This is a genomic window from Microbacterium sp. MMO-20, from assembly GCF_037147735.1.
Classification (GTDB): Bacteria; Actinomycetota; Actinomycetes; order Actinomycetales; family Microbacteriaceae; genus Microbacterium.
In genome coordinates, this window is sequence record NZ_JBBCUU010000009.1 from 26,646 (window position 1) to 48,844 (window position 22,199).

Annotated in this window: 28 protein-coding genes; 3 read left to right on the plus strand and 25 right to left on the minus strand. The window is 69.4% G+C overall.

All coding sequences use genetic code 11. The features are described 5' to 3' along the window. Window positions 1–9 precede the first annotated feature (9 nt). Together WFI52_RS11735 and WFI52_RS11740 are read right to left on the minus strand one after the other, a co-directional pair. Window positions 10–942: a tetratricopeptide repeat protein gene (locus tag WFI52_RS11735; protein WP_336627204.1), complete on the minus strand. Its 933-nt coding sequence runs from the start codon at window positions 940–942 to the stop codon at window positions 10–12. Then, entirely contained in the window at window positions 942–2,726 is a 1,785-nt protein-coding gene (locus tag WFI52_RS11740; RefSeq protein ID WP_336627205.1) for a glycosyl transferase, read from the minus strand. Before WFI52_RS11740 ends, WFI52_RS11735 begins: the two co-directional genes overlap by 1 nt. A gap of 135 nt (window positions 2,727–2,861) precedes the next feature. Between WFI52_RS11740 and WFI52_RS11745 the strand changes: the two genes are divergently transcribed. After that, window positions 2,862–3,941 carry an AI-2E family transporter gene (locus WFI52_RS11745; protein WP_336627206.1) on the plus strand — a complete coding sequence of 360 codons (1,080 nt, stop codon included), beginning with the start codon at window positions 2,862–2,864 and terminating at the stop codon, window positions 3,939–3,941. A gap of 9 nt (window positions 3,942–3,950) precedes the next feature. On the opposite strand, the gene WFI52_RS11750 is transcribed toward WFI52_RS11745, so the two are convergent. The 9 genes from WFI52_RS11750 to rpsB form a co-directional block, all read right to left on the minus strand. Then, window positions 3,951–4,670 carry an alpha/beta hydrolase gene (locus tag WFI52_RS11750; protein WP_336627207.1) on the minus strand — a complete coding sequence of 240 codons (720 nt, stop codon included), beginning with the start codon at window positions 4,668–4,670 and terminating at the stop codon, window positions 3,951–3,953. Window position 4,671: 1 nt separating this feature from the next. Next, complete coding sequence (locus tag WFI52_RS11755) at window positions 4,672–4,953, minus strand: hypothetical protein (protein ID WP_336627208.1); 282 nt, start codon at window positions 4,951–4,953, stop codon at window positions 4,672–4,674. Window positions 4,954–4,957: 4 nt separating this feature from the next. Continuing rightward, the gene (locus WFI52_RS11760; protein WP_336627209.1) at window positions 4,958–5,701 is read right to left on the minus strand and encodes a lytic transglycosylase domain-containing protein; all 744 of its coding nucleotides are present in this window, start codon (window positions 5,699–5,701) and stop codon (window positions 4,958–4,960) included. Between the two features lie 65 nt (window positions 5,702–5,766). Then, window positions 5,767–6,321 (minus strand): DivIVA domain-containing protein, encoded by a 555-nt coding sequence (locus WFI52_RS11765; protein WP_336627210.1) that lies wholly within the window; start codon window positions 6,319–6,321, stop codon window positions 5,767–5,769. An 8-nt stretch (window positions 6,322–6,329) separates the two neighbouring features. Beyond that, window positions 6,330–7,385: a phosphatidate cytidylyltransferase gene (locus WFI52_RS11770; protein WP_336627211.1), complete on the minus strand. Its 1,056-nt coding sequence runs from the start codon at window positions 7,383–7,385 to the stop codon at window positions 6,330–6,332. 4 nt (window positions 7,386–7,389) lie between these two features. Then, entirely contained in the window at window positions 7,390–7,944 is a 555-nt protein-coding gene (frr, locus tag WFI52_RS11775) for a ribosome recycling factor (RefSeq protein WP_336627296.1), read from the minus strand. A 52-nt stretch (window positions 7,945–7,996) separates the two neighbouring features. Then, window positions 7,997–8,716, minus strand: coding sequence for a UMP kinase (pyrH, locus tag WFI52_RS11780; RefSeq protein ID WP_336627212.1), 720 nt, complete (start codon window positions 8,714–8,716; stop codon window positions 7,997–7,999). A gap of 108 nt (window positions 8,717–8,824) precedes the next feature. After that, on the minus strand, window positions 8,825–9,652 hold the full coding sequence (tsf, locus tag WFI52_RS11785) for a translation elongation factor Ts (protein ID WP_336627213.1): 828 nt from the start codon (window positions 9,650–9,652) through the stop codon (window positions 8,825–8,827). Between the two features lie 99 nt (window positions 9,653–9,751). Further along, the gene (gene rpsB, locus WFI52_RS11790; protein ID WP_336627214.1) at window positions 9,752–10,627 is read right to left on the minus strand and encodes a 30S ribosomal protein S2; all 876 of its coding nucleotides are present in this window, start codon (window positions 10,625–10,627) and stop codon (window positions 9,752–9,754) included. Between the two features lie 303 nt (window positions 10,628–10,930). On the opposite strand from rpsB, the gene WFI52_RS11795 reads away from it, so the two are divergent. Then, window positions 10,931–11,485 (plus strand): murein hydrolase activator EnvC family protein, encoded by a 555-nt coding sequence (locus tag WFI52_RS11795; RefSeq protein ID WP_336627215.1) that lies wholly within the window; start codon window positions 10,931–10,933, stop codon window positions 11,483–11,485. A gap of 1 nt (window position 11,486) precedes the next feature. Here WFI52_RS11795 and WFI52_RS11800 read toward each other — a convergent pair whose 3' ends face one another. The 10 genes from WFI52_RS11800 to WFI52_RS11845 all read right to left on the minus strand — a co-directional run bounded on the left by WFI52_RS11800 (window position 11,487) and on the right by WFI52_RS11845 (window position 19,256). After that, window positions 11,487–12,086 carry a hypothetical protein gene (locus WFI52_RS11800; RefSeq protein WP_336627216.1) on the minus strand — a complete coding sequence of 200 codons (600 nt, stop codon included), beginning with the start codon at window positions 12,084–12,086 and terminating at the stop codon, window positions 11,487–11,489. A gap of 73 nt (window positions 12,087–12,159) precedes the next feature. After that, window positions 12,160–13,059 carry a tyrosine recombinase XerC gene (locus WFI52_RS11805; protein WP_336627217.1) on the minus strand — a complete coding sequence of 300 codons (900 nt, stop codon included), beginning with the start codon at window positions 13,057–13,059 and terminating at the stop codon, window positions 12,160–12,162. A 40-nt stretch (window positions 13,060–13,099) separates the two neighbouring features. Then, entirely contained in the window at window positions 13,100–14,320 is a 1,221-nt protein-coding gene (gene dprA / locus WFI52_RS11810) for a DNA-processing protein DprA (RefSeq protein ID WP_336627218.1), read from the minus strand. Beyond that, on the minus strand, window positions 14,317–15,858 hold the full coding sequence (locus WFI52_RS11815; RefSeq protein ID WP_336627219.1) for a YifB family Mg chelatase-like AAA ATPase: 1,542 nt from the start codon (window positions 15,856–15,858) through the stop codon (window positions 14,317–14,319). The genes dprA and WFI52_RS11815 overlap by 4 nt, the downstream gene beginning before the upstream one ends. Further along, on the minus strand, window positions 15,855–16,217 hold the full coding sequence (locus WFI52_RS11820; protein ID WP_336627220.1) for a YraN family protein: 363 nt from the start codon (window positions 16,215–16,217) through the stop codon (window positions 15,855–15,857). Before WFI52_RS11820 ends, WFI52_RS11815 begins: the two co-directional genes overlap by 4 nt. Window positions 16,218–16,319: 102 nt before the next feature. Next, window positions 16,320–16,643, minus strand: a complete 324-nt coding sequence (locus WFI52_RS11825; protein ID WP_215488051.1) for a DUF2469 family protein — start codon at window positions 16,641–16,643, stop codon at window positions 16,320–16,322. A 23-nt stretch (window positions 16,644–16,666) separates the two neighbouring features. After that, entirely contained in the window at window positions 16,667–17,326 is a 660-nt protein-coding gene (locus tag WFI52_RS11830) for a ribonuclease HII (RefSeq protein ID WP_336627221.1), read from the minus strand. Further along, window positions 17,323–18,087: a signal peptidase I gene (gene lepB / locus WFI52_RS11835; RefSeq protein WP_336627222.1), complete on the minus strand. Its 765-nt coding sequence runs from the start codon at window positions 18,085–18,087 to the stop codon at window positions 17,323–17,325. The genes WFI52_RS11830 and lepB overlap by 4 nt, the downstream gene beginning before the upstream one ends. A gap of 159 nt (window positions 18,088–18,246) precedes the next feature. After that, on the minus strand, window positions 18,247–18,594 hold the full coding sequence (gene rplS, locus WFI52_RS11840; RefSeq protein WP_292858483.1) for a 50S ribosomal protein L19: 348 nt from the start codon (window positions 18,592–18,594) through the stop codon (window positions 18,247–18,249). A gap of 167 nt (window positions 18,595–18,761) precedes the next feature. After that, window positions 18,762–19,256 carry an MFS transporter permease gene (locus WFI52_RS11845; RefSeq protein ID WP_336627223.1) on the minus strand — a complete coding sequence of 165 codons (495 nt, stop codon included), beginning with the start codon at window positions 19,254–19,256 and terminating at the stop codon, window positions 18,762–18,764. A 52-nt stretch (window positions 19,257–19,308) separates the two neighbouring features. Here WFI52_RS11845 and map point away from each other — a divergent pair, with 52 nt between their 5' ends. Continuing rightward, the gene (map, locus tag WFI52_RS11850) at window positions 19,309–20,091 is read left to right on the plus strand and encodes a type I methionyl aminopeptidase (RefSeq protein ID WP_336627224.1); all 783 of its coding nucleotides are present in this window, start codon (window positions 19,309–19,311) and stop codon (window positions 20,089–20,091) included. A 121-nt stretch (window positions 20,092–20,212) separates the two neighbouring features. On the opposite strand, the gene trmD is transcribed toward map, so the two are convergent. From trmD to rpsP, 4 genes are read right to left on the minus strand one after another with little or no spacing between them, the layout of a single operon-like run. Beyond that, entirely contained in the window at window positions 20,213–20,911 is a 699-nt protein-coding gene (gene trmD, locus WFI52_RS11855; RefSeq protein WP_336627225.1) for a tRNA (guanosine(37)-N1)-methyltransferase TrmD, read from the minus strand. A gap of 1 nt (window position 20,912) precedes the next feature. Then, window positions 20,913–21,530 carry a ribosome maturation factor RimM gene (gene rimM, locus WFI52_RS11860; RefSeq protein WP_336627226.1) on the minus strand — a complete coding sequence of 206 codons (618 nt, stop codon included), beginning with the start codon at window positions 21,528–21,530 and terminating at the stop codon, window positions 20,913–20,915. Window position 21,531: 1 nt separating this feature from the next. Beyond that, entirely contained in the window at window positions 21,532–21,762 is a 231-nt protein-coding gene (locus WFI52_RS11865) for an RNA-binding protein (protein ID WP_336627227.1), read from the minus strand. A 4-nt stretch (window positions 21,763–21,766) separates the two neighbouring features. Further along, window positions 21,767–22,195, minus strand: a complete 429-nt coding sequence (rpsP, locus tag WFI52_RS11870) for a 30S ribosomal protein S16 (protein ID WP_336627228.1) — start codon at window positions 22,193–22,195, stop codon at window positions 21,767–21,769. Window positions 22,196–22,199: the final 4 nt, after the last annotated feature.

Sequence of the window (22,199 nt, forward strand, 5' to 3'; positions counted from 1 at the left end):
GGTCGGACCTCAGAAGAGCAGGCTGGAGAGCCGTCCGCGAGCGCGGATGACGCGGGCGTCGGTGTCGCCCACGAGTCCGAACAGCTCGAGCAGGCGCTCACGCACGGGTGCCCGCTCGGCCTCGGGCAGTGCGGCGAACAGGTCGAGCAGGCGCCCGAACGCATCGTCCACGTGTCCCCCGGCGAGGTCCAGGTCGGCGACGGCGAACTGCGCATCTGGATCGAGCGGCGCGGCTGCCGCGGCATCCCGCGCCGCCTGCAGGTCGAGACCCTGCACCCGGTCGAGCAGACGCACCTGGCCGAGACCCGCGCGGGCGTCGTCGTCGCGGGGGTTCTCGGCAAGCGCAGCCTCATAGGCCGTGATCGCGCGGGCGTAGTCGCCCTCTTCGATCGCGTCGTACGCGTCCTGGTGATGCGGAGGCAGTGGCGTCTCCGAGTCGTCGGATGCCTCGGCATCCTGGCCCTCCACGGGCACGGAACCCGTCACCCCCTGCTGCGCCGCCAACTGCAGGAGCTGAGCGAAGACTTCCCGCACCTGCTGCTCCGGCACGGCTCCCGTGAACAGCGGCACCGGCTGACCGGCGACGAGAGCGACGACCATGGGGATGGACTGCGCACGGAAGGCCTGCGTGAGCTGCGGATTCGCGTCGACGTCCACTTTTGCGAGCACGAGGCGCCCTCGCGCCTCGAGTACGACCTTCTCGAGGATCGGACTCAGCTGCGTGCACGGGCCGCACCACTCCGCCCACAAGTCGATGACGACCGGCACCGTGCGGGAGAGTTCGAGCACCTGCGGGAACGTGTCGTCAGTGACGTCGAAGACGAGCGGCGGCACCGCACCCGGGGTGGGCGCGTCTGCGGAGGCGGGCGCCGCGGGGCGCGAACGCAGAGAAGACAGATCGACGGCACCGCGCAAGACGGCACTGGGACGGGGGTCGCTCATCAGCCGGCCACCTTCGCGCTCAGGATGTTGGAGGAGTACCCCAGCAGTTGGATGCGTTCCTTGGAACTCTGACTGGGGACGAAGAAGAAGAGTTGGTTGCCGTAGGTCGTGACGAAGCCGGTCGAGGACTGGTCGACGCCCGCGAGCGTCTTGAGCATCGGGCTCTGGTCGACCTTGATGACGGCGTCCGCGTTGGTCGGGGCGACGGTATCGAGGTCGTCGACCGTCACCGCGACGATCGCACCGGAGTCGAGCGTCGCGAGCGCCACGGGCTCCGTCGTGCCCGCCTGAGCCGAGAAGGTCATCGCGCCCGTCTGCGCTCCGGTCGCATTGAACGCGGCAAGGCGGTCCGCGCGGCTCTTGTCGACCTGCGTGCGGAACGCATCGTCGGCACTGTCGAAGAGGGCGGCGAACTCACTGCCGTCACCCTTCGTGAGCACGTCCGCGTAGGCGCCCGCAAGGTTGTCCGGTGCGATGGCGAGGAACGGGGAATCCTTGGGGATCGCGATCGCACCGACGTACGCGGGCGCGAGGTTCAGATCGGCGTCAGAGGTGAGCTCTGCGAGGTACGTGAGCTTGTAGGGCGACCACGGATCCTGCTGGGTGATGCTCATGACGGTCGACGCATCGTCGCTGCCCAGAGGCGCCGCGACGGCGAAGAACGTCCGAGGCCACTCGTCGTTGGCCTCCGGGAGGATCACCTGCAGCTTTCCGCTCGGGATCGCCGGAAGCGGCTGCTGTTCGGGGATCGCAGTGAGGAGCGTGTAGTTCGTGACGCGGGCGGCCAGGGCCGTACCGTCGAGGCGCTCCGCCGCGGCGGTGGCGTCCCGCGCCTCATCGGCTTTGGCGACGTCTTCGGCGATGCGGCCGACGATGCGCTCGGCCTGCGCCTCCGTGACGACCGGGCTTTCCTGATCCTTGGGTGCCACCACCGTCGCAGAGGGACTCGGTGTGGCACTCGGAGCGAGCTGGGGCCAGGCATCCGCTGTGCATCCGGTGAACAGCAGGGCTGAGACGGCGACGGCCGGCACCGCGACGAGGGTGCGCTTGCCACCGGTCAGTCGTCGCCGGGGCGGCGTCGCGCTGATGACGCCCTTATCCGCACCGGCGACGTCGATCGGTTCGGTGACGGGGAGCGGCGTGCCCTTGCGGCGCGGACCGCGCGAACGGCGCGCGTGACGCACGGCGAGCAGATACAGGACGAGACCGGCGACGAGCAGAATGCAGCCGAGGAGGATGAGCGGACCGGCCCACGGCGTGGAGTTCCGAATCGGCCAGGTCACCGTGACCGTGCCGGGCGCGGCGTCGGTACCGTCGGAAGCGACGAGCAGGCTCATGCCGGCCGGGAGCTGCAGCGTCTCATCGAGCGTTCCCGTGCCGTCGAACTCGTCGAGCCAGAGGTCCGATCCCTGTGGCGACAGCGCCGCAACGGACGCCTCCGAACTCGTCGTGGTGTCGTCCGTCGCGGCGGCGATGACGTTCGAGGTCACGGCGCCATCTGCGAGACCGACCTGCACGTACTCGCTGCGTGCGAGCCACGCGACGGCGTCGGTGGTGCGTCCGTACGAGGCGAATACGGGCCCGGAGCCTTCGATGTGCACGGTCTGCGCACCGGGGTGCATGCCGAGGACATCTCCGTCGATCAGAACGTAGGGAGCGGTGCCCGCGACGTCGATCGACTGGCTCACGGTCGTCGGACCCTCGAAGACGGTGCGCTGGGCGATGCCGGCGCCGATCAGGAGGGCAGCCAGCACGAAAGCGGCCACAGCCCAGACGAAACGCACGAAACGACCTCCTCCGCCCGGGGTTCTCCCCCGGCGCGCATACGACGTTCCAGCGTAGCGAAAACGACCTGGGTGTCGCCCGGGAGGCGTGTCAACCCCCGTCGGTCAGGTGGTTCTCGCAGTAGCCTGCATCTCGTGAAGCTTCACCACCCGTTCCGCACGGCGCTCGTCGCGACTCTCGGCGTCGGCGTCGGCATCCTCCTGATCGTCAGCGTGCAGTCACTGTCGACGATCCTCCTCTACGTCGGCACGGCCCTGTTCCTCGCACTCGGACTCGATCCGGCCGTGTCCTGGCTCGAGCGGAGGGGACTCCCGCGCTGGGCGGCGCTCCTCATCACCTTCGCGCTCCTGCTCGCCGTCTTCGCGGGGATCATCCTCATCGTGATCCCAGTGCTCGTGGGGCAGATCTCGCAGCTCGTCGTTCAGATCCAGACGCTCATCTCGCGCGTCGTGGACGGCTCGTGGAACCCGGTCGACGAGCTGAGCGCATGGCTGCACAGCACGTTCCCGGCGCTCGACGTCGACAAAGTCTTCGGGTACATCTCGGACTGGTACAACTCACTCGATTTCGGTCAGATCGGCACCGTCGCCGGCAACACGATCCTCGGCATCGGTGCGGGCATCCTGGCCGGCTTCACGGGCGCGCTCATCGTGCTGATCCTGACGATCTACTTCACGGCATCCACGCCGAACCTGAAGGCGTCGGTGTACCAGCTCGTGCCGGCGTCCAAGCGCGCGCGGTTCATCGATCTGTCCGAGCAGATCACGGCATCCGTGGGGTACTACGTGATGGGCCAGGTCACGCTCGGCGTCATCAACGGCGTCCTCAGCGCGATCTTCCTCTCGATCATCCAGGCGCCGTTCCCCGCCGTGCTCGCCGTGATCGCGTTCTTCTTCTCGCTGATCCCGCTCGTCGGCACGCTGACCGGGTCGGCGATCATCGTGCTCACGTGTCTGATCCCCGGCCTCGGATCGCCGTTGACGGCACTCGTCGCCCTCATCTGGTACGCGGTCTACATGCAGGTGGAGGCGTACGTGCTGTCGCCCCGCATCATGAACCGCGCCGTCTCGGTACCCGGTGCCGTCGTCGTGATCGCCGCGCTCGCCGGCGGCTCGCTGCTCGGCCTCCTGGGCGCCCTCATCGCGATCCCCGTCGCGGCGAGCATCCTCATCATCTATCGCCAGGTCATCATCCCGCGACAGAACGAGAAGTGACGCGATCCGCTACGCCGTCTCGCCGTCCCACTCGGTCGGCAGCGGCAGCGCGTCGGGGTTGACGGCGGCGACGATTTCGGTGAGCACGCGGCGCGTCTGCGACTCGCCCACCCAGAGGTGCTTGCCGCCCTCGACCGCGACGAGGGGTGCGTCGGGCACGACCGCGAACCTCTCCCGCGCCTCGGCTGGGCGCAGGTAGTCGTCGAGCTCCGGGACGACGATCACCATCCGACGCTCGTCGCCCGCCCACGCGGCGACCTCGGCATCCGTCGCCCGGTGGAGCGGCGGCGAGAGCAGGATCACGCCCTCGATGTCGTGATCCCGGCCGTACTTCAGGGCGAGTTCCGTCCCGAAGGACCACCCGACGAGCCACGGCCGCGGCAGCTGCCGGTCGTGGACGAATTCCATCGCGGCAGCGACGTCGAAAGCCTCGGCCCGCCCGCCGTCGAAAGCGCCTTCGCTCGTGCCACGCGGCGAAGACGTGCCCCGCGTGTTGAAACGCAGTACGGCGAGGTCGGCGAGGGCCGGCAGGCGCGCCGCGGCCTTACGCAGAATGTGCGAGTCCATGAAACCGCCCGCTGTCGGCAGCGGATGCAGCGTCACGAGCGTCGCCACCGCGGGCCGATCGGCAGGCTCGGCCAGCTCGCCCACGAGCGTGAGCTCGTCGAGCGTGCGCAGTGCGATGTCGGTGCGGCGCGCCGGGAGCAGCACCGGTCCGCGGATCTCCATGTCAGCCGATCCTCCAGCAGTTCGTGTGCCAATGCCGTCGCGCCGCGAGGTCCGCAGCATCCCCCAGCACGCCGTCGGCCCGCCACGCGACGACGTGCGCCGTCCCCGGGGTCACTTCGCGGCCGCAGCCGGGACACGTGTAGGACTTCTGCGCGGATGCCGCGCTCACCCGCTGCACCGTCCAGGTGACTCCGCGACGCACCTCGGTGCGCTTCCATCCGCTCAGAAGCCGATCCAGGGAGTCGTCGCCCGGATCGGGCCGGCGACGATTGGCGCGCGGCATGAGATCAATACCACCCGGTGGACTGCGAGTGGTCCCACGCACCGCACGGCGAGCTGTACCGACCGCCGATGTACCCGAGCCCCCATGCGATCTGCGTCGCCGGATTGGTCTCCCAATCCGACCCCGCCGACGCCATCTTGTTTCCCGGCAATGACTGCGGGATGCCGTAGGCGCCGCTGCCCGCATTGTAGGCGTTCACCCGCCAGCCGGACTCCTTGTTCCACAGCGCCACGAGGCAGGCGAATTCACCGTCGCCCCACCCCCGCTCCTGCACCATCGCGTAGGCGATCGCCTGCGCGGTGCCGGGGTCGGGCGAGACGAACGGCGGGGTCCAGCCGCTCGACGAGGACTCCGTCGCCACCGCCGAAACCGAGGGTGTCGGCGTGGGCTTCGGCGTGACGTAGACCGAGTAGGTGATGTCGTCGCGGCCGAGTCCGTCTCCCGCGTGGGATGCCGCGAGCAACGACTGCGCGTCGGAGATCGCCGTGGCGTAGAGCGAGACCGGGTCGAGCTCAGTGGCATTCGCCCGTGTGACCGACGCGCTCAACGGGCCGATGTAGGCGGCAGCGAGCCCCGCCACCGCCAGTGCGGCGAAGACGCCGACGACACCGCGGCGCCGCGACCACCGCTGGGGCGGCACCGCCTGTGCAGATCGTGCGGCGCCGCGCGACGTCACGGGCACGCCGGCGATCACGCGCGGCGAGAGCTCGCGCGCCGAGACGGGGGTCGATTCGGCGTCGGACGTCACAGTTCTCCGATCCTACCGGGCCGCGGGAACCCGGTCCACGATGGCTGACGCGCCGGCGCCGAGCCTCAGACGACGGCGAGCATGACCTCCACGACGGCGTCGAGCACCGCATCGACCTGGGCTTCGCTGTAGCCGCGTCGCTGCATCCGGAACGCGACGGTACGCACCTGATCGACGGTCACGGGCTCGCCGGCCTCCAGGAAGGCGGCGATCTTGTCGGCGACGATGTCGACCTCGTCGATGCGATACCCGTAGCGAAGCACTCCGACGCGGCGGAACCGTCGCCCGCGCGGCCGGCTCAGCCGATCGAGGATCTCTTGCGCGAGGCGACGCGACTGCCCCACCCAGGCGCGCGCGCCCGCGCGGCCCAACGCATTCTCGCGTTCCCGCGCGGCGAACGCGTCCTCGATACGTCCGAGTGCGGCATCCACCGCCCCGACTTGGTAGCCGCGGTTGACGAGCGGGAAGGCGACCGTGCGGACGGTGCCAGCATCCACGTCCGCGGCCGACGGGTCTTCGAATGCGGCGCGAGCGCGCGCGAGGAAGTCATCGACGTCCTGTGGCCGGTAGCCCTTCGTGCGTCCCGATGCGCGCGGGAAGAGGGCGGATTCGGTCGTCATCTCATCGGTCATACGCTCACCAGGGGGAAGAACAGGAAGTACATCGCGAGGGCAGCCGCGGCCGACGGCAGGATGGAGTCGAGACGGTCGAGGACACCGCCGTGGCCGGGCAGCCACGAGCTCATGTCTTTGATGCCGAGGTCGCGCTTGATCATCGACTCACCGAGATCGCCGACCGTCGCGCAGCCCAGCATCACGATGCCGAACACCGCTCCCGCCCACCACGGGACGTGCAGCACGAACATGCCGTAGACGATCGCGACCCCAACGGTCGCCAGGGCGCCGCCCGCGAAGCCCTCCCAGGTCTTCTTCGGGCTGATACGCGGCGCCATCGGGTGCGAACCGAACGCCAGGCCGCTGGCATACGCGCCGGTGTCCGCCGCTACGACCGCGATGACCATGCCCAGCAGCCAGTACTCCCCCTGGTCCTGACGGAGCAGCACGAGGGTGAGCGACGCGAGGAACGCGACGTAGATCGGGACGAAGCCCGCGGCGAGGACGTCGTCGAGGACGTCGCTGTACCGCCGTCCGTCCCGCGCCACCATCTGTGCCATGAGGCGCCACGTGATGAGCGCGGCGACGCACGCGAAGGTGAGCACCAGATGCGTCCAGTATCCGAGGAAGAAGCCGGCGAGCATGATGACACCGCCCGCAACCACCTGGGGCACGACGTCCACTCGACGCCCGGCGGTCTGGAGCGCCCTCGAAAACTCGAACACTCCGAGCAAGCAGACGGGAATGGCGAAGAGCAGGAACAGCCACTTGATGAACAGCAGTGACGCGAGGACGGCACCGCCGACGACGACTCCGATGAGAATCGCCATGAGCAGATTCCGCCCTGTGCGCGCGTTGATGCGGTCCTGCACCTGCTCGAAATCGGCGCGTGCCTTGTCGAAGTCCGCGCGAGCGCGATCGATCTGGTGCTCGAACTCGCTGCGCGCCGCCCGGACGTGGTCTTGGAACGCCGTCTGGCTGTCCGCGCCGCCGCGGCGCGCGTCGGCACGCGTGAGCGGCGTCGACGGGGCATCCGAGCCTTCGGCGGGCTCACCGGAAGGATCGGTCATCTCGTCAGACCTCGAGAAGCTCGGCCTCTTTGCGCTTGAGCGCCTCATCGATCTCGTCGACATGCGCCCGGGTCACGGCGTCGAGCTCCTTCTCCGCGCGCACGAGGTCGTCTTCGCCGACCTCGCTCTTGAGCGCGTCCAGCTCATCCTTGGCCTTGCGGCGGATGCCGCGCAGGTGAACCTTCGCGTCTTCGCCCTTCGTGCGAACGAGCTTCACGTACTCCTTGCGCCGGTCAGCGGTGAGCTCGGGCATCGTCACGCGGACGAGGTTGCCATCATTGGTGGGGTTCACCCCGAGGTTCGGGATGTCACGGATCGCCTGCTCGATCGCCTTGAGCGCCGACTTGTCGTACGGCGTGACGACGAGCGTGCGGGCTTCGGGAGTGTTCAGCGACGCCAGCTGAGCGAGCGGAGTGGGCGAGCCGTAGTAATCGACCATCACCTTCTGGAACAGCGCGGGGTTCGCGCGTCCCGTGCGGACGGTCGAGAAGTCCTCCTTCGCGGCGTCGACGGCGCGGTCCATGCGCCCGGACGTGTCGGCCAGGATGTCGGCGATCACGGTCACTCCATTCGTTGTTGCGTCAGGTGTCGAGTCTAGCGGGGGCGCTCGGTCACGCCGTGACGAGCGTGCCGATCCGTTCGCCCAGCAGGACCCGGGTCACGTTGCCGGCGGGCTCCATGCCGAACACCCGCATGTCCATGCTGTTGTCCATGCAGAGGCTGAAGGCGGTGGAGTCCACGACCTTGAGGCCCCGCTGCAGCGCGTCCTGGTAGGTGATCTCGTCGATCTTGGTGGCCGCGGCATCCTTCTTCGGATCGGCGGTGTAGACCCCGTCCACGCCGTTCTTGGCGACGAGAACCTCGTGGGCGCCGATCTCGAGCGCGCGCTGGGCGGCGACAGTGTCGGTGGAGAAGTACGGCAGACCGGCGCCGGCGCCGAAGATGACGACGCGGCCCTTCTCCATGTGCCGCTCGGCGCGGCGCGGAATGTAGGGCTCGGCGACCTGGGTCATGGAGATCGCCGACTGCACGCGAGTGGCCGCGCCCGCCTGCTCGAGGAAGTCCTGCAGCGCGAGGGCGTTCATGACCGTTCCGAGCATGCCCATATAGTCGGCGCGCCCGCGGTCCATGCCGCGCTGGCTGAGCTCGGCGCCGCGGAAGAAATTGCCACCTCCGACGACGATGGCGATCTCGACCTCTTCGACGGCAGCAGCGATCTCGCGCGCGATCTGGCTGACGACATCCGGATTGACGCCCAGCTGCCCTCCGCCGAACGCTTCGCCGGACAGCTTCAGCAGGACGCGTCGGCGTCCGGTGTTCTCATCGATCACAGGGGGGTTCCTCTCGTCACGTTGCAGAGTATCGCAGCGCCGTCCGTGCGCGTGCGGGCATGGAAAAGGGGCCCGCATCCGTGAAGAATGCGGACCCCCGTCCCGACGTTACGCGCCGACCTTGAAGCGGGCGAAGTCGGTGATGGTGAGCCCCGCGTCGCCGGCGACCTTCGCGACCGACAGCTTGTTGTCCTTCGCGTAGTCCTGGTCGAGCAGTGCGACCTGCTTGAAGAACGCGCCGACGCGACCCTCCACGATCTTCGGCAGGGCGGCCTCGGGCTTGCCCTCATTGCGCGAGATCTCCGTGACGATCTGACGCTCCTTCTCGACCTCGTCCTCGGGCACGTCGTCGCGCGTGAGGTAGGTCGGGTTTGCGAACGAGATGTGCTGCGCGATCGAGCGCGCCGTCTCTGCGTCGTCGCCCGTGTAGGCGAGGACCACGCCGACCTGCGGGGGCAGGTCCTTGCTGGTCTTGTGCAGGTAGATCTCGAACTTGTCGCCGGAGAGCGTGCGCACGCGACGCAGCTCCACCTTCTCGCCCAGGATCGCGGCCTCGTCCGAGATGAGCTCGGCGACCGTCTGCGATCCGGCAGGAGCGGCGAGGGCGGCCTCGACGGAGTCGGCGTCCGCGGCGGCGGCGGCCTCGAGAACCTTCTCGGCGAGGGCGATGAAGCGCTCGTTCTTCGCGACGAAGTCCGTCTCGGTATTGAGCTCCAGGATCGTCACCTTGTCGCCGTGCTGCACGGCGGTGACCAGGCCCTCGCTCGTGGAGCGGTCAGCGCGCTTGGCATTGCCCTTCGCGCCCTTCAGGCGCAGGATCTCGACGGCCTTCTCGAGGTCGCCGTCGGCCTCCTCGAGGGCCTTCTTGGTGTCGACCATGCCGGTGCCGAGCTGCTCGCGCAGCGTCTTGATGTCGGCGATCGTGAAGTTTGCCATGGGTGGTGGCTCCTAAATCGGTGAAGCTGGGGTGAGTTCGGTGGATGCCGCAGCGGGACCGTCACCAGATCGGCGACGGCCCCGCGCGGGGGTGATGTCTTACTCGGCGGTCGCCGCAGCGTCGCCCTCGGCCTTGGCCTCAGCGCCCGCTTCGTCGGCGGCCGACTCGGTCGCGATGGTCTCGACCTCGGCGACGTCGGTGACGACCTCGACGGCGGGAGCCTCGAGGAGCTCACGCTCCCAGTCGGCGAGCGGCTCGGCTTCGGGGGCCTCGTCGGTCGGGTTGTGGCGCTGGATGAGACCCTCAGCCGCAGCGTCGGCGATGATGCGCGTGAGCAGGCCCACCGAGCGGATCGCGTCGTCGTTACCCGGGATCGGGAACTGGAACTCGTCGGGGTCGGCGTTCGTGTCGAGGATGCCGATCACGGGGATGCCGAGCTTCTTGGCCTCGTCGATCGCGAGGTGCTCGCGCTTCGCGTCGACGACCCAGATCGCCGACGGCGTCTTCTGGAGGTTGCGGATGCCGCCGAGCGACTTGTGCAGCTTGTCCAGCTCGCGCTTCTTGAGCAGGAGCTCCTTCTTGGTGAAGCCCGAGTCGGCGGGGTTGTCGAAGTCGAGCTCCTCGAGCTCCTTCATGCGCGCAAGCCGCTTCGACACCGTCTGGAAGTTGGTGAGGAGGCCACCCAGCCAGCGCTGGTTGACGTAAGGCTGCCCGACGCGCGTGGCCTGCTCGGCGATGACTTCCTGCGCCTGCTTCTTGGTACCGACGAACAGGACCGTGCCGCCGTGGGCGACGGTCTCACGGACGTACTCGTACGCCTTGTCGATGTACCCCAGCGACTGCTGCAGGTCGATGATGTGGATGCCGGAGCGCTCCGTCAGGATGAAGCGCTTGACTTTCGGGTTCCACCGACGGGTCTGGTGTCCGAAGTGGACGCCGCTGTCGAGCAGCTGGCGAATGGTGACGACGGCCATGGCCGTTCTCCTTTGTTCTGGGTTGTTCGCTCGACCGATCGGCCGATGCACCTGGTGCCCGGCCCACGCCCGCACGCCGCTTGCGCGGTGAGACCTCTGGGTGTGGATGCCGCGCCATCGGACGGATCCGACCGGCGCTCTGGGCACGCGTAGTCACCCCGACGTGCGGGGTGCTCGTCCAGTGTATCAGTCGGTGCGCTCGCAAGCGGTCATCGCCTTCTCCCCAGCGGCCCGATAGTGTGCGGCATCCACAGATCCGCGGGCGACGCTCCGGGCCGCGCGCGTTGGCGCCACAGTGGGGGCATGTCAGCGATTCTCGTGCGCGTCGCCCGCCTCGTCGCCCTGTGTGCCCTCGTCGCCCCCGTGGCCACGGGAGGGGCCGGGTCGGCGGCCGCCGAGAGCCCGCCCATCGCCGCCGAAGCGGCGGCAGCGACGGACGACGCCGTCTCGGGGTGGCTCTGGCCCGTGATGCCGCCGCATGTCGTCGCGCCGTTCGTCGCGCCGGCCCACGACTACGGACCCGGCCATCGTGGGATCGATCTCGCTGCCCCCGTCGGCACCGCGGTCCGCAGCCCGGCCGCGGGCATCGTCGCGTTCGCGGGCTCCGTCGCTGGACGCGCAGTCGTCACCGTCGACCACGGCGGGGGGCTCGTCACAACGCTCGAGCCCGTCGTCGCACAGGTCGCGATCGGCGATGCGGTTGACGCGGGAGGGAACGTGGGCAGGGTGGATGCCGGGGGTCATGCCGCGACCGGCACCGTCCACTTCGGGGTCCGCCGCGACGGGCAGTACATCAATCCGATGCTGCTGCTGGGCGCGGTGCCGCGAGCCGTGCTGCTGCCCTGTTGCGACGGGTGAGTCAAGGAGCGGTATTGCCGTCGCCGCGGACGATCTTCGCCCCGACGCCGGGAGCCGAAACGACGTTGTTCGCCCCGGTGATCTCGAGCGACCCGATGGCGCCTGCCACCGCAACGGTGTTGCCGTCGCCGCGCACGGTGACGGCGCCTGCGGCGCTGCTCTGCACCCTGTTGGCCTGTCCCTCGAGCGTGAGCTCCGTCACGTCACCGGCGACGACCACGTTGCTCTGCCCCTGCACGACGAGCTGGTCCACGGACGCCCCCGTCACGCGCAGCGTCACATCGTTGCCGCCGAGAACGACACGGGCACAGTCCTCCGATACGAGAAAGGAGCCGCCGTCGGCGTTGACCGCGGCGACTCCGCTGGTGCAGCCGATGACGACCTCATCCGCGCCCGGACCACCGATTTCGGACGTCGACGTCGGTGCGGGCATCGGCGTCGCCGATGTCGCCGACGCCGAGGGCTGCGCGGACATCGATCCCGGCGGGGGCGTCGGCACGACGGTGAGACGCACACCCGGCTCGGCCGCGCAGGCTGCGAGCACGAGGACGAGGACGACGGCCCCGACGGCGGGCAGGAACGCGAGCGGACGTCTTGTCATACCGTCCAGGCTAGGCGAGGGTCGGCCTGCGCACCCGAGAAATATCCTCGCGCAGCGTCCGGCGGGCACCTCGTCATGCCCGCGGGTGGGCGCTCCGGTAGGCGGCGGTGAGCTTCTCCGCGGAGACGTGCGTGTAGATCTGCGTGGTGCCGAGGCTCGCGTGGCCGAGCATCTCCTGCACGGTGCGCAGATCTGCCCCGCCGTCGAGCAGATGCGTCGCGGCCGAGTGCCGCAACGCGTGGGGGCCGACAGTCTCGAGACCGACGGCGGGTGCGAGCGCCCGCGCGACGACGTCATAAGCGGAACGCGGGCCGAGTCGTCCACCGCGTGCGCCGACGAACAGCGAGCGGGTCCCCCGGCCGCGCTCGACGAGAGTCCGGCGGCCGCGGACGAGGTAGTCCTGGATCGCGGACGCCGCCGGCCCACCGTAGGGCACGACGCGCTCCTTCGCGCCCTTGCCGACCACACGGATGGTGTGACGATCGAGCTCGAGGTCGTCGATGTCCGCCGCGCAGGCCTCCGCCACACGCAGAGCAGACGCGTACAGCAGTTCGAGGAGCGCCGCATCCCGAAGCGCGACGGCATCGCCGCTCGCCGCGCGCTCGTGTGCGCGCGCGAGCACGTCGTCGAGAGCGCCGACGGTGGCGACCTTCGGCAGCGAGCGACCCCGTTTGGGTGCAACGAGCCGGAGGGTCGGGTCTGCGGACACGATGTCGTCGTCGCACGCCCACGCGAAGAACCCGCGCACCGACGCGATGCGGCGAGCGATCGTCGAACGTGAAGCCCCGGCTTCAGTGAGGCGCCACAGCCAGTCCCGTAGTGCCTCCACGTCGATCTCTGCGACCTCGACGTCACCAGCCGCGCCCTGGAGCGACCGCAGATCGGCCAGGTACGCGCGTACGGTTGCTGGAGACAGCCTCCGCACGCGCAAGAGGTGCGCGCCGTAGCGTTGGGATGCCTCGGAGAGCTTCACCCATTCAGCATGTCGCGTCGCGCTGCCGATCCGTCCCTCATCACCAGAGTGTCGCCGGGGGCGTGGGCGAGGCCTGGATCCATTCATCGCCGCGCCGCCGCGCCGCGCCGTCGAGTTCCAGCATGCCGAGAAGGGCGGCGGCCTCGCCGAATCCGAAACCTGCCCTGCGTGCCACATCGGCGACCGTACGGGGCGAGCGGGAGCTCAGGGCGTCGAGGATGCGCGTGCGATCACCCGTGTACTCGTCATCGCGCGCACCTGGGTCGCCCCGACCGGGCCCCTCGAAGCTCCCCGCATATCCGATGAGCTCGCGCACCTCGGCGAACGTCGTGACGCAGGTCGCGTCGCTCTCGCGCAGGAGGCGGTGGCATCCCATCGAAGCGGCACTCGTCACCGGCCCGGGCACGACCCCGACCGGTCGTCCGATCATCTGTGCATGGTGCGCCGTGTTGTGGGCGCCGCTGCGCCACCCCGCCTCGACGACCACCGTCGCGTCGCTGAGGGCGGCGATCAGTCGGTTTCGCGCGAGAAAGCGGAACTTCGTGGGGGTAGTGCCGCACGGGACCTCGGCGACGACGAGCCCCTCGCGCACGATGCGTTCGATGAGGTCGCGGTGACCCGCCGGATACGCGCGATCGACTCCGCCCGCCATGATCGCCACGGTCGCGCCGCCCGCCGCGACAGCGGCGCGGTGCGCGGCGCCGTCGATCCCGTAGGCACCGCCGGAAACGACCGTCACTCCGGCCGCAGCGCTTTCGGCGGCGAGTTCCGCTGCGACGAAATCCCCGTACGTCGTCGAGGCTCGCGCTCCGACGAGCGCAAGTGCGGGCGCGGGAATGCTGAGCAGTCCCGTATCACCTCGTGTCCAGAGGCAGAGCGGTTCGTGCGGGCCGAGGTCGGCGCTGCGCGCGGGCCAATCGCCATCGGCCGGCGTGAGCAGTCGTACACTGGCCTTCCTCGCTCGTTCCAGAGCGTCCGCGACGCGATCGCGCCGCGGGAGCCACCGGTCGCGCCCCGCGGTCAGCTGCTGCACCGTGATCTCGCCGACCGGGCACGGCGCGCGCACAGAGAGCGCAACCTCGAGCGCCCGTTCCGCGCCGAGGGCGGCAACGAGTGAGCCCGCTGTGCCATCACCCGGCTCGACGAGAGTCGACCAGGCCGCGCGCGCATACGCCTCGCGTCGTTCGTCATCTGTGGACGCCCCGCACAGTCCGGCGAGCTCTCGACGCAGGGTTGCGCCGTCGGGAACGATCGCGCTCATCCGTGCGCACCCTTCTTGAGATACAGGGCGCGACCGATGTCGACAACGGCGAGTCGCTCGCGCCCGGCGAGATCTGCGTTCGTCCACGCGACACGGAGGACGCGGTCGTAGCCGCGGAGCGTCAGTGCGCCGCGCTCCAGTGCGGCATCCAGGGGCCTGCGGATCACGGGCTCGGGCGCGAGCGGGCCGTCCCGCAGCCAGGTGCCGGGCACCTGTGCGTTCGAGCGCCAGGGGGTTCCCTCGAGCCTTCGCGCGGCGCACGCGCGTGCGCGTGCGACCTGGTCACGAGCCTGGGCCGTCGTGATCCGCGTGTCGTCGCCCGCCCGAAGCCGAGCGACGGCGACGCGCTGCATCGACAGCTCGATGTCTATGCGGTCCAGCAGAGGGCCCGAGAGCTTCGACAGGTAGCGCCGGATCGCGATCGACGGGCACCGGCATTCCGCTCGGGGCACCCCGTAGTTGCCGCACGGGCACGGGTTCGTGGCGAGGACGAGCTGGAAGTGAGCCGGGAAGATCGCGCGGAAGCCCGCCCGATGGATCTCGATGCTGCCGGTCTCGAGCGGCTGGCGGAGAGCATCGAGCGCGTGGGCGCCGAACTCACCGGCCTCATCGAGGAACAGCACTCCGCCGCTCGCACGTGCGATCGCCCCGGGACGGGCGGTACGCGAGCCGCCGCCGACGAGGGCGCCCACGCTCGCCGAGTGGTGCGGCGCTTCGAACGGAGGGATGCGGCTGAGACCCGCGACGGGGAGTCCCGCGAGCGAGCGGAGGCTCGCGGCTTGTATCGCTGCGTCGTCGTCCAGGAAGGGGAGGATGCCGGGCAGGCGACGTGCGAGCATCGTCTTGCCCGCTCCCGGGGGGCCGCTCATGAGCAGATGGTGACCTCCCGCCGCCGCAACGATGAGCGCCTCGACGGCGTCGCGCTGACCGATCACCTCATCGAGGTCGGGGACGGCGTCGGTCCCCGCCTCCGTTGCGATCGCGAGAGCAACCGCCGGCGCCGCGTCGACGTCGACCGACTCGAGCTCGAGCCCGTGCCGGCGCGCGACATCACGGAGCGAGACAGCGCCGACGACCTCCACTCCGGCGACGAGCTCCGCTTCCGCGCGGTTGGCGTGCGGGACGACGACACGACGGATGCCGGCGCGTGCCGCGGCCGCGACCGCCGGAAGCACACCCGGGACGGGTCGCAGGCGGCCGTCGAGCCCGAGCTCGCCGATATGGGCGGTCGTGCGCAGTGAGGTGGCATCCATATCCGCCTCGGTCGCGAGGGCGGCGATCGCGATCGCAACGTCGAGGCCGGTCCCGTGCTTGGGAAGATTCGCCGGCGACAGATTGACGGTGAGCTTACGTCGGGGAAGTGGCAGACCGGCGTTGGCGCACGCGTTGTGCACACGCTGATGCGCCTCGCCGATCGCCTTGTCGACGAGACCGATGATCGTGAAGTTCGGCGTTTGGTTCGACAGATCGGCCTCTACCTCGACGAGGTCGCCCTGCAGCCCCGTGAGGACGACCCCCCACGTCCGCCCGACGGTCATCTCAGGTCCACGAGGTGCTCGACGATACCGGTCGCGGGGTCCTCCCCCGTGATGCCGATGACATCGACGCGCAGCCGACGTCGACGCGCAGCCTCGGGATGTGCCGCCACCCACGCGCAGGAGAGCCGCCAGAGACGGTCGCGCTTGGCAGCGTCGACGGCTTCGAAGGGATGACCGTAACCCTCGGTGCGCCGCGTCTTCACTTCGACGACGACGAGGTCGCCGCCGTGCGCGGCCACGATGTCGAGCTCGCCGGCCGCACAGCGCCAATTGCGGTCGAGGATGTCATAGCCCTGCGCACTCAGGTGCCGCGCCGCGCGATCCTCGCCCTGTCTGCCACGGATGTCTTTCGATGCCATACCCGGCATCGTGGCGCGCGCACGGGCCGTGCGGGTGTCGCCGCTGCGGATCTGTGGACGGATCCGGAAAGCCGTGCGCTGTGGAGAAGTCGATGACCCTCGTCAGCTGTCGAGCGACAGCTCTTCGGGCAGCTGGAAGTCGCGGCGCTGCAACTCCTCGACGTTGACGTCCTTGAAGGTGAGCACGCGCACGGACTTCACGAACCGGTCGGCCCGATAGATGTCCCAGACCCAGACGTCGGTCATGGAGATCTCGAAGTAGAAGTCGTGCTCGGTGTCGCGTCGCACGACGTTCACGTCGTTGGCGAGGTAGAAGCGCCGCTCGGTCTCGATGACGTACTGGAACTGCGACACGACGTCGCGGTACTCCTTGTACAGAGCCAGCTCGAGCTCGCGGTCGTAATCCTCGAAGACTTCGTCATCCATGGTGCCTCCAGTCTAGGCGGGCATCAGAAGAGCGTCGGTGCGTCGGCGATCATCCACGACGCGCGGTGCAGCGGGCTGAGCCCGTGCGAACGGATCGCGGCGCGGTGGTCGGCGCTCGCGTAGCCCTTGTTGCGTGCCCACTGATAGACGGGATGCTCCTCGTGGAGCCGCCCCATGAGATCGTCGCGCGCGACTTTGGCGACGACGGATGCCGCGGCCGCCGATGCGCAGTCACGGTCGGCCTTCACGACGGGGCGGACCGCAAGCTCGACACCGCCAGCGGGCGTGATGTAGTCGTGGTTGCCGTCGAGGAGGACGATCGCCTCCTCGGGCACGACACCCGTCGCACGGAGATCAGCGATCGCGCGGAGGGCGGCGAGTCCGAGGGCGCGGATGATGCCCACGTCGTCGATCTCGGCCGGTGACGACCAGCCGACCGCCGAAGCGCTCACCCACGCCGCAGCGCGGGCGGCGACATCCGGGCGGCGGTGCTCGGCGACCAGCTTCGAGTCGCGCAGGCCCTCGGGGACGCGCTTGCGGGCGCGAGCGGCATCCACGACGACGGCTCCGACCGCGACGGGCCCCGCGAGCGCGCCGCGCCCGACTTCGTCGCACGCGATGACGAGCGGGTGCTCGCGCAGGAGAGCGCGCTCAAGGGTGAGCCGCGGGGTCGCGACGCTCATCCGCCCGCCCCGGCGGGGGCCCCGGGCACCCCCGCGAATACGTCGTGATGGAAGTCGATCGTTCCGAAGCGTGAGAACGGCCACGTGATGAGGAACGCCCGGCCGACCACGTTCTCGATGGGGACGAAGCCGTGTGAAGGCTGGTCGACGTTGTAGCGGGAGTCCTTGGAATGGTCGCGGTTGTCGCCGAGCACCCACAGGGACCCCTGCGGCACGGTGACGTCGTAGGGGACGGGCTGCGGTGCGCTCTGACCGTCGGCGAGGTCGAGATAGGGGGTCTCGTCGATCGGTGTGCCGTTGACGGTCACCTGTCCGAGCGCATTGCAGCAGACGACGTGGTCACCGCCGACGCCGATGATGCGTTTGATGAGATGGTCCTCGCTGTCGGGAGCGGAGATGCCCACGATCGACAGCAGCCAGTCGAACGCCGCCACGAGCGGGGGCTGGTCCGGCGCGACCGTGACCGGCAGCCACCCGCCCGGGTCACGGAAGACGACGACGTCTCCTCGTTCGTAGCCGGTGAAGCGCGGTGTGAGCTCGTCGACGAGAATGCGGTCCTTCACGAGGAGCGTCTGCTCCATCGAGCCGGACGGGATGTAGAAGGACCGGACGAAGAACGTCTTGATCACGAACGAGACGAGTATGGCGACCACGACGATCACGAGGACGTCCCGCACGAGCACCCAGAATCCGCGCCGACGACGCGGTCGCAGGAGACCCGTGTCGGAGGAGCCGGGCGCGGCCACGTTGTCGCTGGTCATGCACGTCCTTCTCGCCGGCGCGCCGCGAGTCGGCGCGCGCCCTCACAAGCGTCGCACATTCGGACGCCCTCTCGTGCCGTGCCGCACCGCGCCGCGCCGGAAGACGACGAGCCCCGGGCGGCGAGGTGCCGGCCCGGGGCTCGTCTACGACGGAGCGCGTCAGTTGTCGCGCTTCTCCTTGATCTTCGCCTTCTTGCCGCGGAGCTCGCGGAGGTAGTACAGCTTGGCGCGACGCACGTCACCGCGGGTGACGACCTCGATGTGGTCGATCACCGGGGAGTGCACCGGGAAGGTGCGCTCGACGCCGACCTGGAAGCTGATCTTGCGAACGGTGAAGGTCTCGCGCACACCGTCGCCGGAGCGACCGATGACGACGCCCTGGAACACCTGCACGCGCGAGCGCGAGCCTTCGGTGATGTTCACGTGCACCTTGACGGTGTCACCGGGCGAGAAGACGGGAATGTCGCTGCGGAGGGATGCCGCGTCGACGGAGTCGAGGATCTGCATGATCGTCACTTCCTGCGACCGCCACAGGTCGACCGCGAGATGAATGGGAAAGGTGATGTGCGCCCGCAGCGACGCTAGGCGTCACCGTGCTCCCCTGAGGCAGAGCCTTCGCCGGGCACAAACAACCATTCTGCCATGCCGCGCGGCGCCCGCCAAAACGCGAACGGTCAGGATGCCGGGCCGGCGCCCTTCTCTCGGATGACGATCACATCGGCATCCGTGCGCGGAGCACGCGGTTCTGCGGGGGCCGGGACATAGCCCAGTCCGTCCGGCGTGCGCAGAATCGCGCCTGCGGGGCGTGCCTCTCGCCACAGCTGCGCGAGACCACCCCAGAGAGCGGCGACGCCGACGACGACCGTGAGGGCGAACAGCGCCCACCACCAGGGATTCGAGAACACCCCCAGAGCGACGATGAGGACGTTCCACCCGCCGATCAGCGCGACGTCCGTCCACGAGACGGCGCGCTCCGCGCGTGCGGTGCCCCGGGCCCGGACGAGGAGGGTGAGGATCAGCTGCCCGACGAGCACGATGGGAGCCGACAGCAGGACCCAGAGCAGCGACAACGGGTTGGCGCCGAAGATGATCCACCCCACGAACAGCCACGCGGGCAGTACGAACGCCGCCGGGATCAGCCATCGGTAGAACCCACTGCGTAGTGCCATGTGCTCGATGCTACGCCGGTCCAGCAGAATGGATGCTGAGGAAAGGATGACGATGATCGAGCTGCGGACCCCATCGGAGATCGAGGCGATGCGACCGGCGGGTCGGTTCGTCGCAGAAGTCCTCGCGACGCTGCGCGCCGACACGAAGGTCGGCACGAACCTGCTGGCCATCGACGCACGTGCCCACGAGATGATCCGCAAGGCCGGCGCCGAGTCCTGCTACATCGACTATCACCCCTCTTTCGGCGCGAGTCCGTTCGGCAAAGTCATCTGCACGTCGATCAACGACGCCGTGCTGCACGGGCTGCCGCACGACTACGCCCTGCGCGACGGCGACCTCGTGTCGCTGGATTTCGCAGTGTCGGTCGACGGCTGGGTCGCCGACTCTGCTGTTTCGTTCGTCGTCGGCACCCCGCGCGATGAAGACCTCGCGCTCATCGACACGACGCAGCGCGCGCTGGATGCCGCGATCGGCGCGGCCGTCGCGGGGTCGCGCATCGGCGACATCTCGCACGCGATCGCCCAGATCGCCCACGCCGACGGATACTCGATCAATACCGACTTCGGCGGGCACGGCGTCGGTCGAGTGATGCACGGCGACCCGCACGTGCCGAACGACGGCAAGCCGAACCGCGGCTACCCGCTCCGGCCCGGACTCGTCGTCGCGCTCGAGCCATGGTTCCTTCAGACAACGGACGAGCTCGTCACCGACCCCGACGGGTGGACGCTCCGGAGCGCAGACGGCTCTCGTGGCGCGCACGCGGAACACACGGTGGCGATCACGGCCGACGGGCCGATCGTCCTCACCGATCGGTCCTTCCTGGGCGTCAACTGACTCTGGCTCTGCCCGCACCATCCGCCCGTTCTCTGCGAGAAGGCATGCAGCGCGTGTCACGCACCCACGTGAGCCGCGCTGCATGCCGTCTCGGGGACGGGAGGGGCGCGCGGCGGATCGGTCAGTCGGCCAGGAGGTCGGGGCGCCGCTCGCGTGTGCGCTCGACCTGCTGATCGTGCCGCCACTGCGCGATTCGTCCGTGATTGCCGCTGAGGAGCACTTCCGGCACATCGTACCCACGCCACGAGGCCGGCTTCGTGTACGAGGGGTACTCGAGCAGGCCGTCCTCGTGCGACTCCTCGACGAGGCTCGCGGGGTTCCCCACCACGCCGGGCACGAGGCGCCCGATCGCTTCGATCATCGCCATCGCGGCGACCTCTCCCCCGTTGAGGACGTAGTCGCCGAGGCTCACGAGGCGCACCCGCCCGCGCGTCGCGGCATAGGCGAAGACGCGTTCGTCGATGCCCTCGTACCGCCCGCACCCGAAGATCACGTGCTGCTCCTGCGCCATCTCCCGCGCCGTCGCTTGCGTGAAGCGCTCGCCCGCGGGCGAGGGGAAGACGAAGACGGGATCCGTCTCGGCGGCATCCGAGGCGTCCGCGATGCCGTCGAGGACGTGACCCCATGGCTCCGGCTTCATGACCATCCCCGCGCCGCCGCCGTAGGGCGTGTCGTCCACGGTGCGGTGCCGATCGGTGGTCGCATCGCGCAGGTCGTGGACGCGCACGTCGAGCAGGCCCTTCTCGCGGGCTTTGCCGAGCAGCGACACTTCGAGCACGTCGAAGAACGTCGGGAAGATCGTGACGACGTCGATGCGCACGTCAGTCCTCGGTGGCGTCGGACCCGGATGGCGTCTCGTCGCCTACCGGCTTATCGCCCTGCTCCTCATCCGGCAGCGCTTCGAAGAGCCCGGCGGGGGGCGTGACCTCGACACGGCCGCCGGCGATATCGACCACCGGCACGATCGCGGAGACGAACGGGACGAGGATCTCCTCCTCGCCGTGTACGGGACGCACGACGAGCAGGTCCTGGGCGGGAAAGTGATCGACGCGGATGACGCGTCCGACCACGTCGCCGTCTCGGACGACGTCGAGGCCGGTGAGCTGGTGGTCGTACCACGCGTCGTCTTCGACGGCGGCGCTCTGGTCCTGGTCGATCCAGAGGATCGCACGCACGAGCGACTCGGCGGCAGAGCGATCGTCCACACCGTCGAAGAAGACGACGGGGTGGGAGTTCATCCAGCGGAACTCGCGCACCGTGAGCGACGTGCCGTGCCACGGCGATGCCTCCGGCACCTGCAGCGTGAAGACGGCGCCCGGGACGAACCGTCCGTCCGGATCGTCGGTGTAGAGCTCCAGCTTGAGGGCGCCCTTGAGCCCGTGGGCTTTCACGAGGCGCCCGACGCGCAACTGGGTGCGTGCGGGTTCGGCGGCGGCCATCTCAGTCGTCCGCGACGTCGACGCGCACGCGGGCGCCGTCGGCGAGGGCGGAGATGAGGGTGCGCAGCGCCTTCGCGGTGCGACCGCCGCGCCCGATCACCCGACCTCGATCGTCGGGGTGCACGCGCACCTCGAGGACGTCGCCGCGGGGCGACGTGGAGGAACGGATGACGACATCGTCCGGGTGATCGACGATCCCCTTGACGATGTGCTCGAGCGCGGCGGACAGCAACGCGTTACTCGGCGTCGTCGGCCGCGGGGGCCTCGGCGTCATCGGCCGCGGGAGCCTCAGCAGCGGGCTCCTCGACCTTCTTCTCGGCCTTGGGCTTGATGACGGACTTCTTCGCCGTGTCGGCGACGAACTCCTCCTTCTCGCCCGCGACCTTCACGGTCGAGACGGCGTTCTTGTCGCCCTTGAACTTGCCCCAGTCGCCGGTCAGCTTCAGCAGCGCGGCGACCTGCTCGGTCGGCTGAGCGCCGACGGAGAGCCAGTACTGCGCACGCTCGGAGTCGACCTTGATGATCGAGGGCTCCTCGGTCGGGTGGTACTGGCCGATCTCCTCGATGACGCGACCGTCGCGCTTGGTGCGCGAGTCGGCGACGACGATGCGGTAGTAGGGCGCGCGGATCTTGCCGAGGCGCTTGAGACGGATCTTGACAGCCACAATT

Coding starts and splice junctions, on each gene's coding strand:
- rimM (WP_336627226.1), bottom strand. CDS start 21,530: ATGGCCGCCGCCGAACCCGCACGCACCCAGTTGCGCGTCGGGCGCCTC.
- WFI52_RS11755 (WP_336627208.1), bottom strand. CDS start 4,953: ATGCCGCGCGCCAATCGTCGCCGGCCCGATCCGGGCGACGACTCCCTG.
- WFI52_RS11820 (WP_336627220.1), bottom strand. CDS start 16,217: ATGGCATCGAAAGACATCCGTGGCAGACAGGGCGAGGATCGCGCGGCG.
- rplS (WP_292858483.1), bottom strand. CDS start 18,594: ATGCAGATCCTCGACTCCGTCGACGCGGCATCCCTCCGCAGCGACATT.
- tsf (WP_336627213.1), bottom strand. CDS start 9,652: ATGGCAAACTTCACGATCGCCGACATCAAGACGCTGCGCGAGCAGCTC.
- WFI52_RS11795 (WP_336627215.1), top strand. CDS start 10,931: ATGTCAGCGATTCTCGTGCGCGTCGCCCGCCTCGTCGCCCTGTGTGCC.
- lepB (WP_336627222.1), bottom strand. CDS start 18,087: ATGACCAGCGACAACGTGGCCGCGCCCGGCTCCTCCGACACGGGTCTC.
- WFI52_RS11825 (WP_215488051.1), bottom strand. CDS start 16,643: ATGGATGACGAAGTCTTCGAGGATTACGACCGCGAGCTCGAGCTGGCT.
- map (WP_336627224.1), top strand. CDS start 19,309: ATGATCGAGCTGCGGACCCCATCGGAGATCGAGGCGATGCGACCGGCG.
- WFI52_RS11735 (WP_336627204.1), bottom strand. CDS start 942: ATGAGCGACCCCCGTCCCAGTGCCGTCTTGCGCGGTGCCGTCGATCTG.
- dprA (WP_336627218.1), bottom strand. CDS start 14,320: ATGAGCGCGATCGTTCCCGACGGCGCAACCCTGCGTCGAGAGCTCGCC.
- WFI52_RS11815 (WP_336627219.1), bottom strand. CDS start 15,858: ATGACCGTCGGGCGGACGTGGGGGGTCGTCCTCACGGGGCTGCAGGGC.
- WFI52_RS11750 (WP_336627207.1), bottom strand. CDS start 4,670: ATGGAGATCCGCGGACCGGTGCTGCTCCCGGCGCGCCGCACCGACATC.
- WFI52_RS11845 (WP_336627223.1), bottom strand. CDS start 19,256: ATGGCACTACGCAGTGGGTTCTACCGATGGCTGATCCCGGCGGCGTTC.
- WFI52_RS11800 (WP_336627216.1), bottom strand. CDS start 12,086: ATGACAAGACGTCCGCTCGCGTTCCTGCCCGCCGTCGGGGCCGTCGTC.
- rpsB (WP_336627214.1), bottom strand. CDS start 10,627: ATGGCCGTCGTCACCATTCGCCAGCTGCTCGACAGCGGCGTCCACTTC.
- WFI52_RS11830 (WP_336627221.1), bottom strand. CDS start 17,326: ATGAGCGTCGCGACCCCGCGGCTCACCCTTGAGCGCGCTCTCCTGCGC.
- WFI52_RS11765 (WP_336627210.1), bottom strand. CDS start 6,321: ATGACGACCGAATCCGCCCTCTTCCCGCGCGCATCGGGACGCACGAAG.
- WFI52_RS11770 (WP_336627211.1), bottom strand. CDS start 7,385: ATGACCGATCCTTCCGGTGAGCCCGCCGAAGGCTCGGATGCCCCGTCG.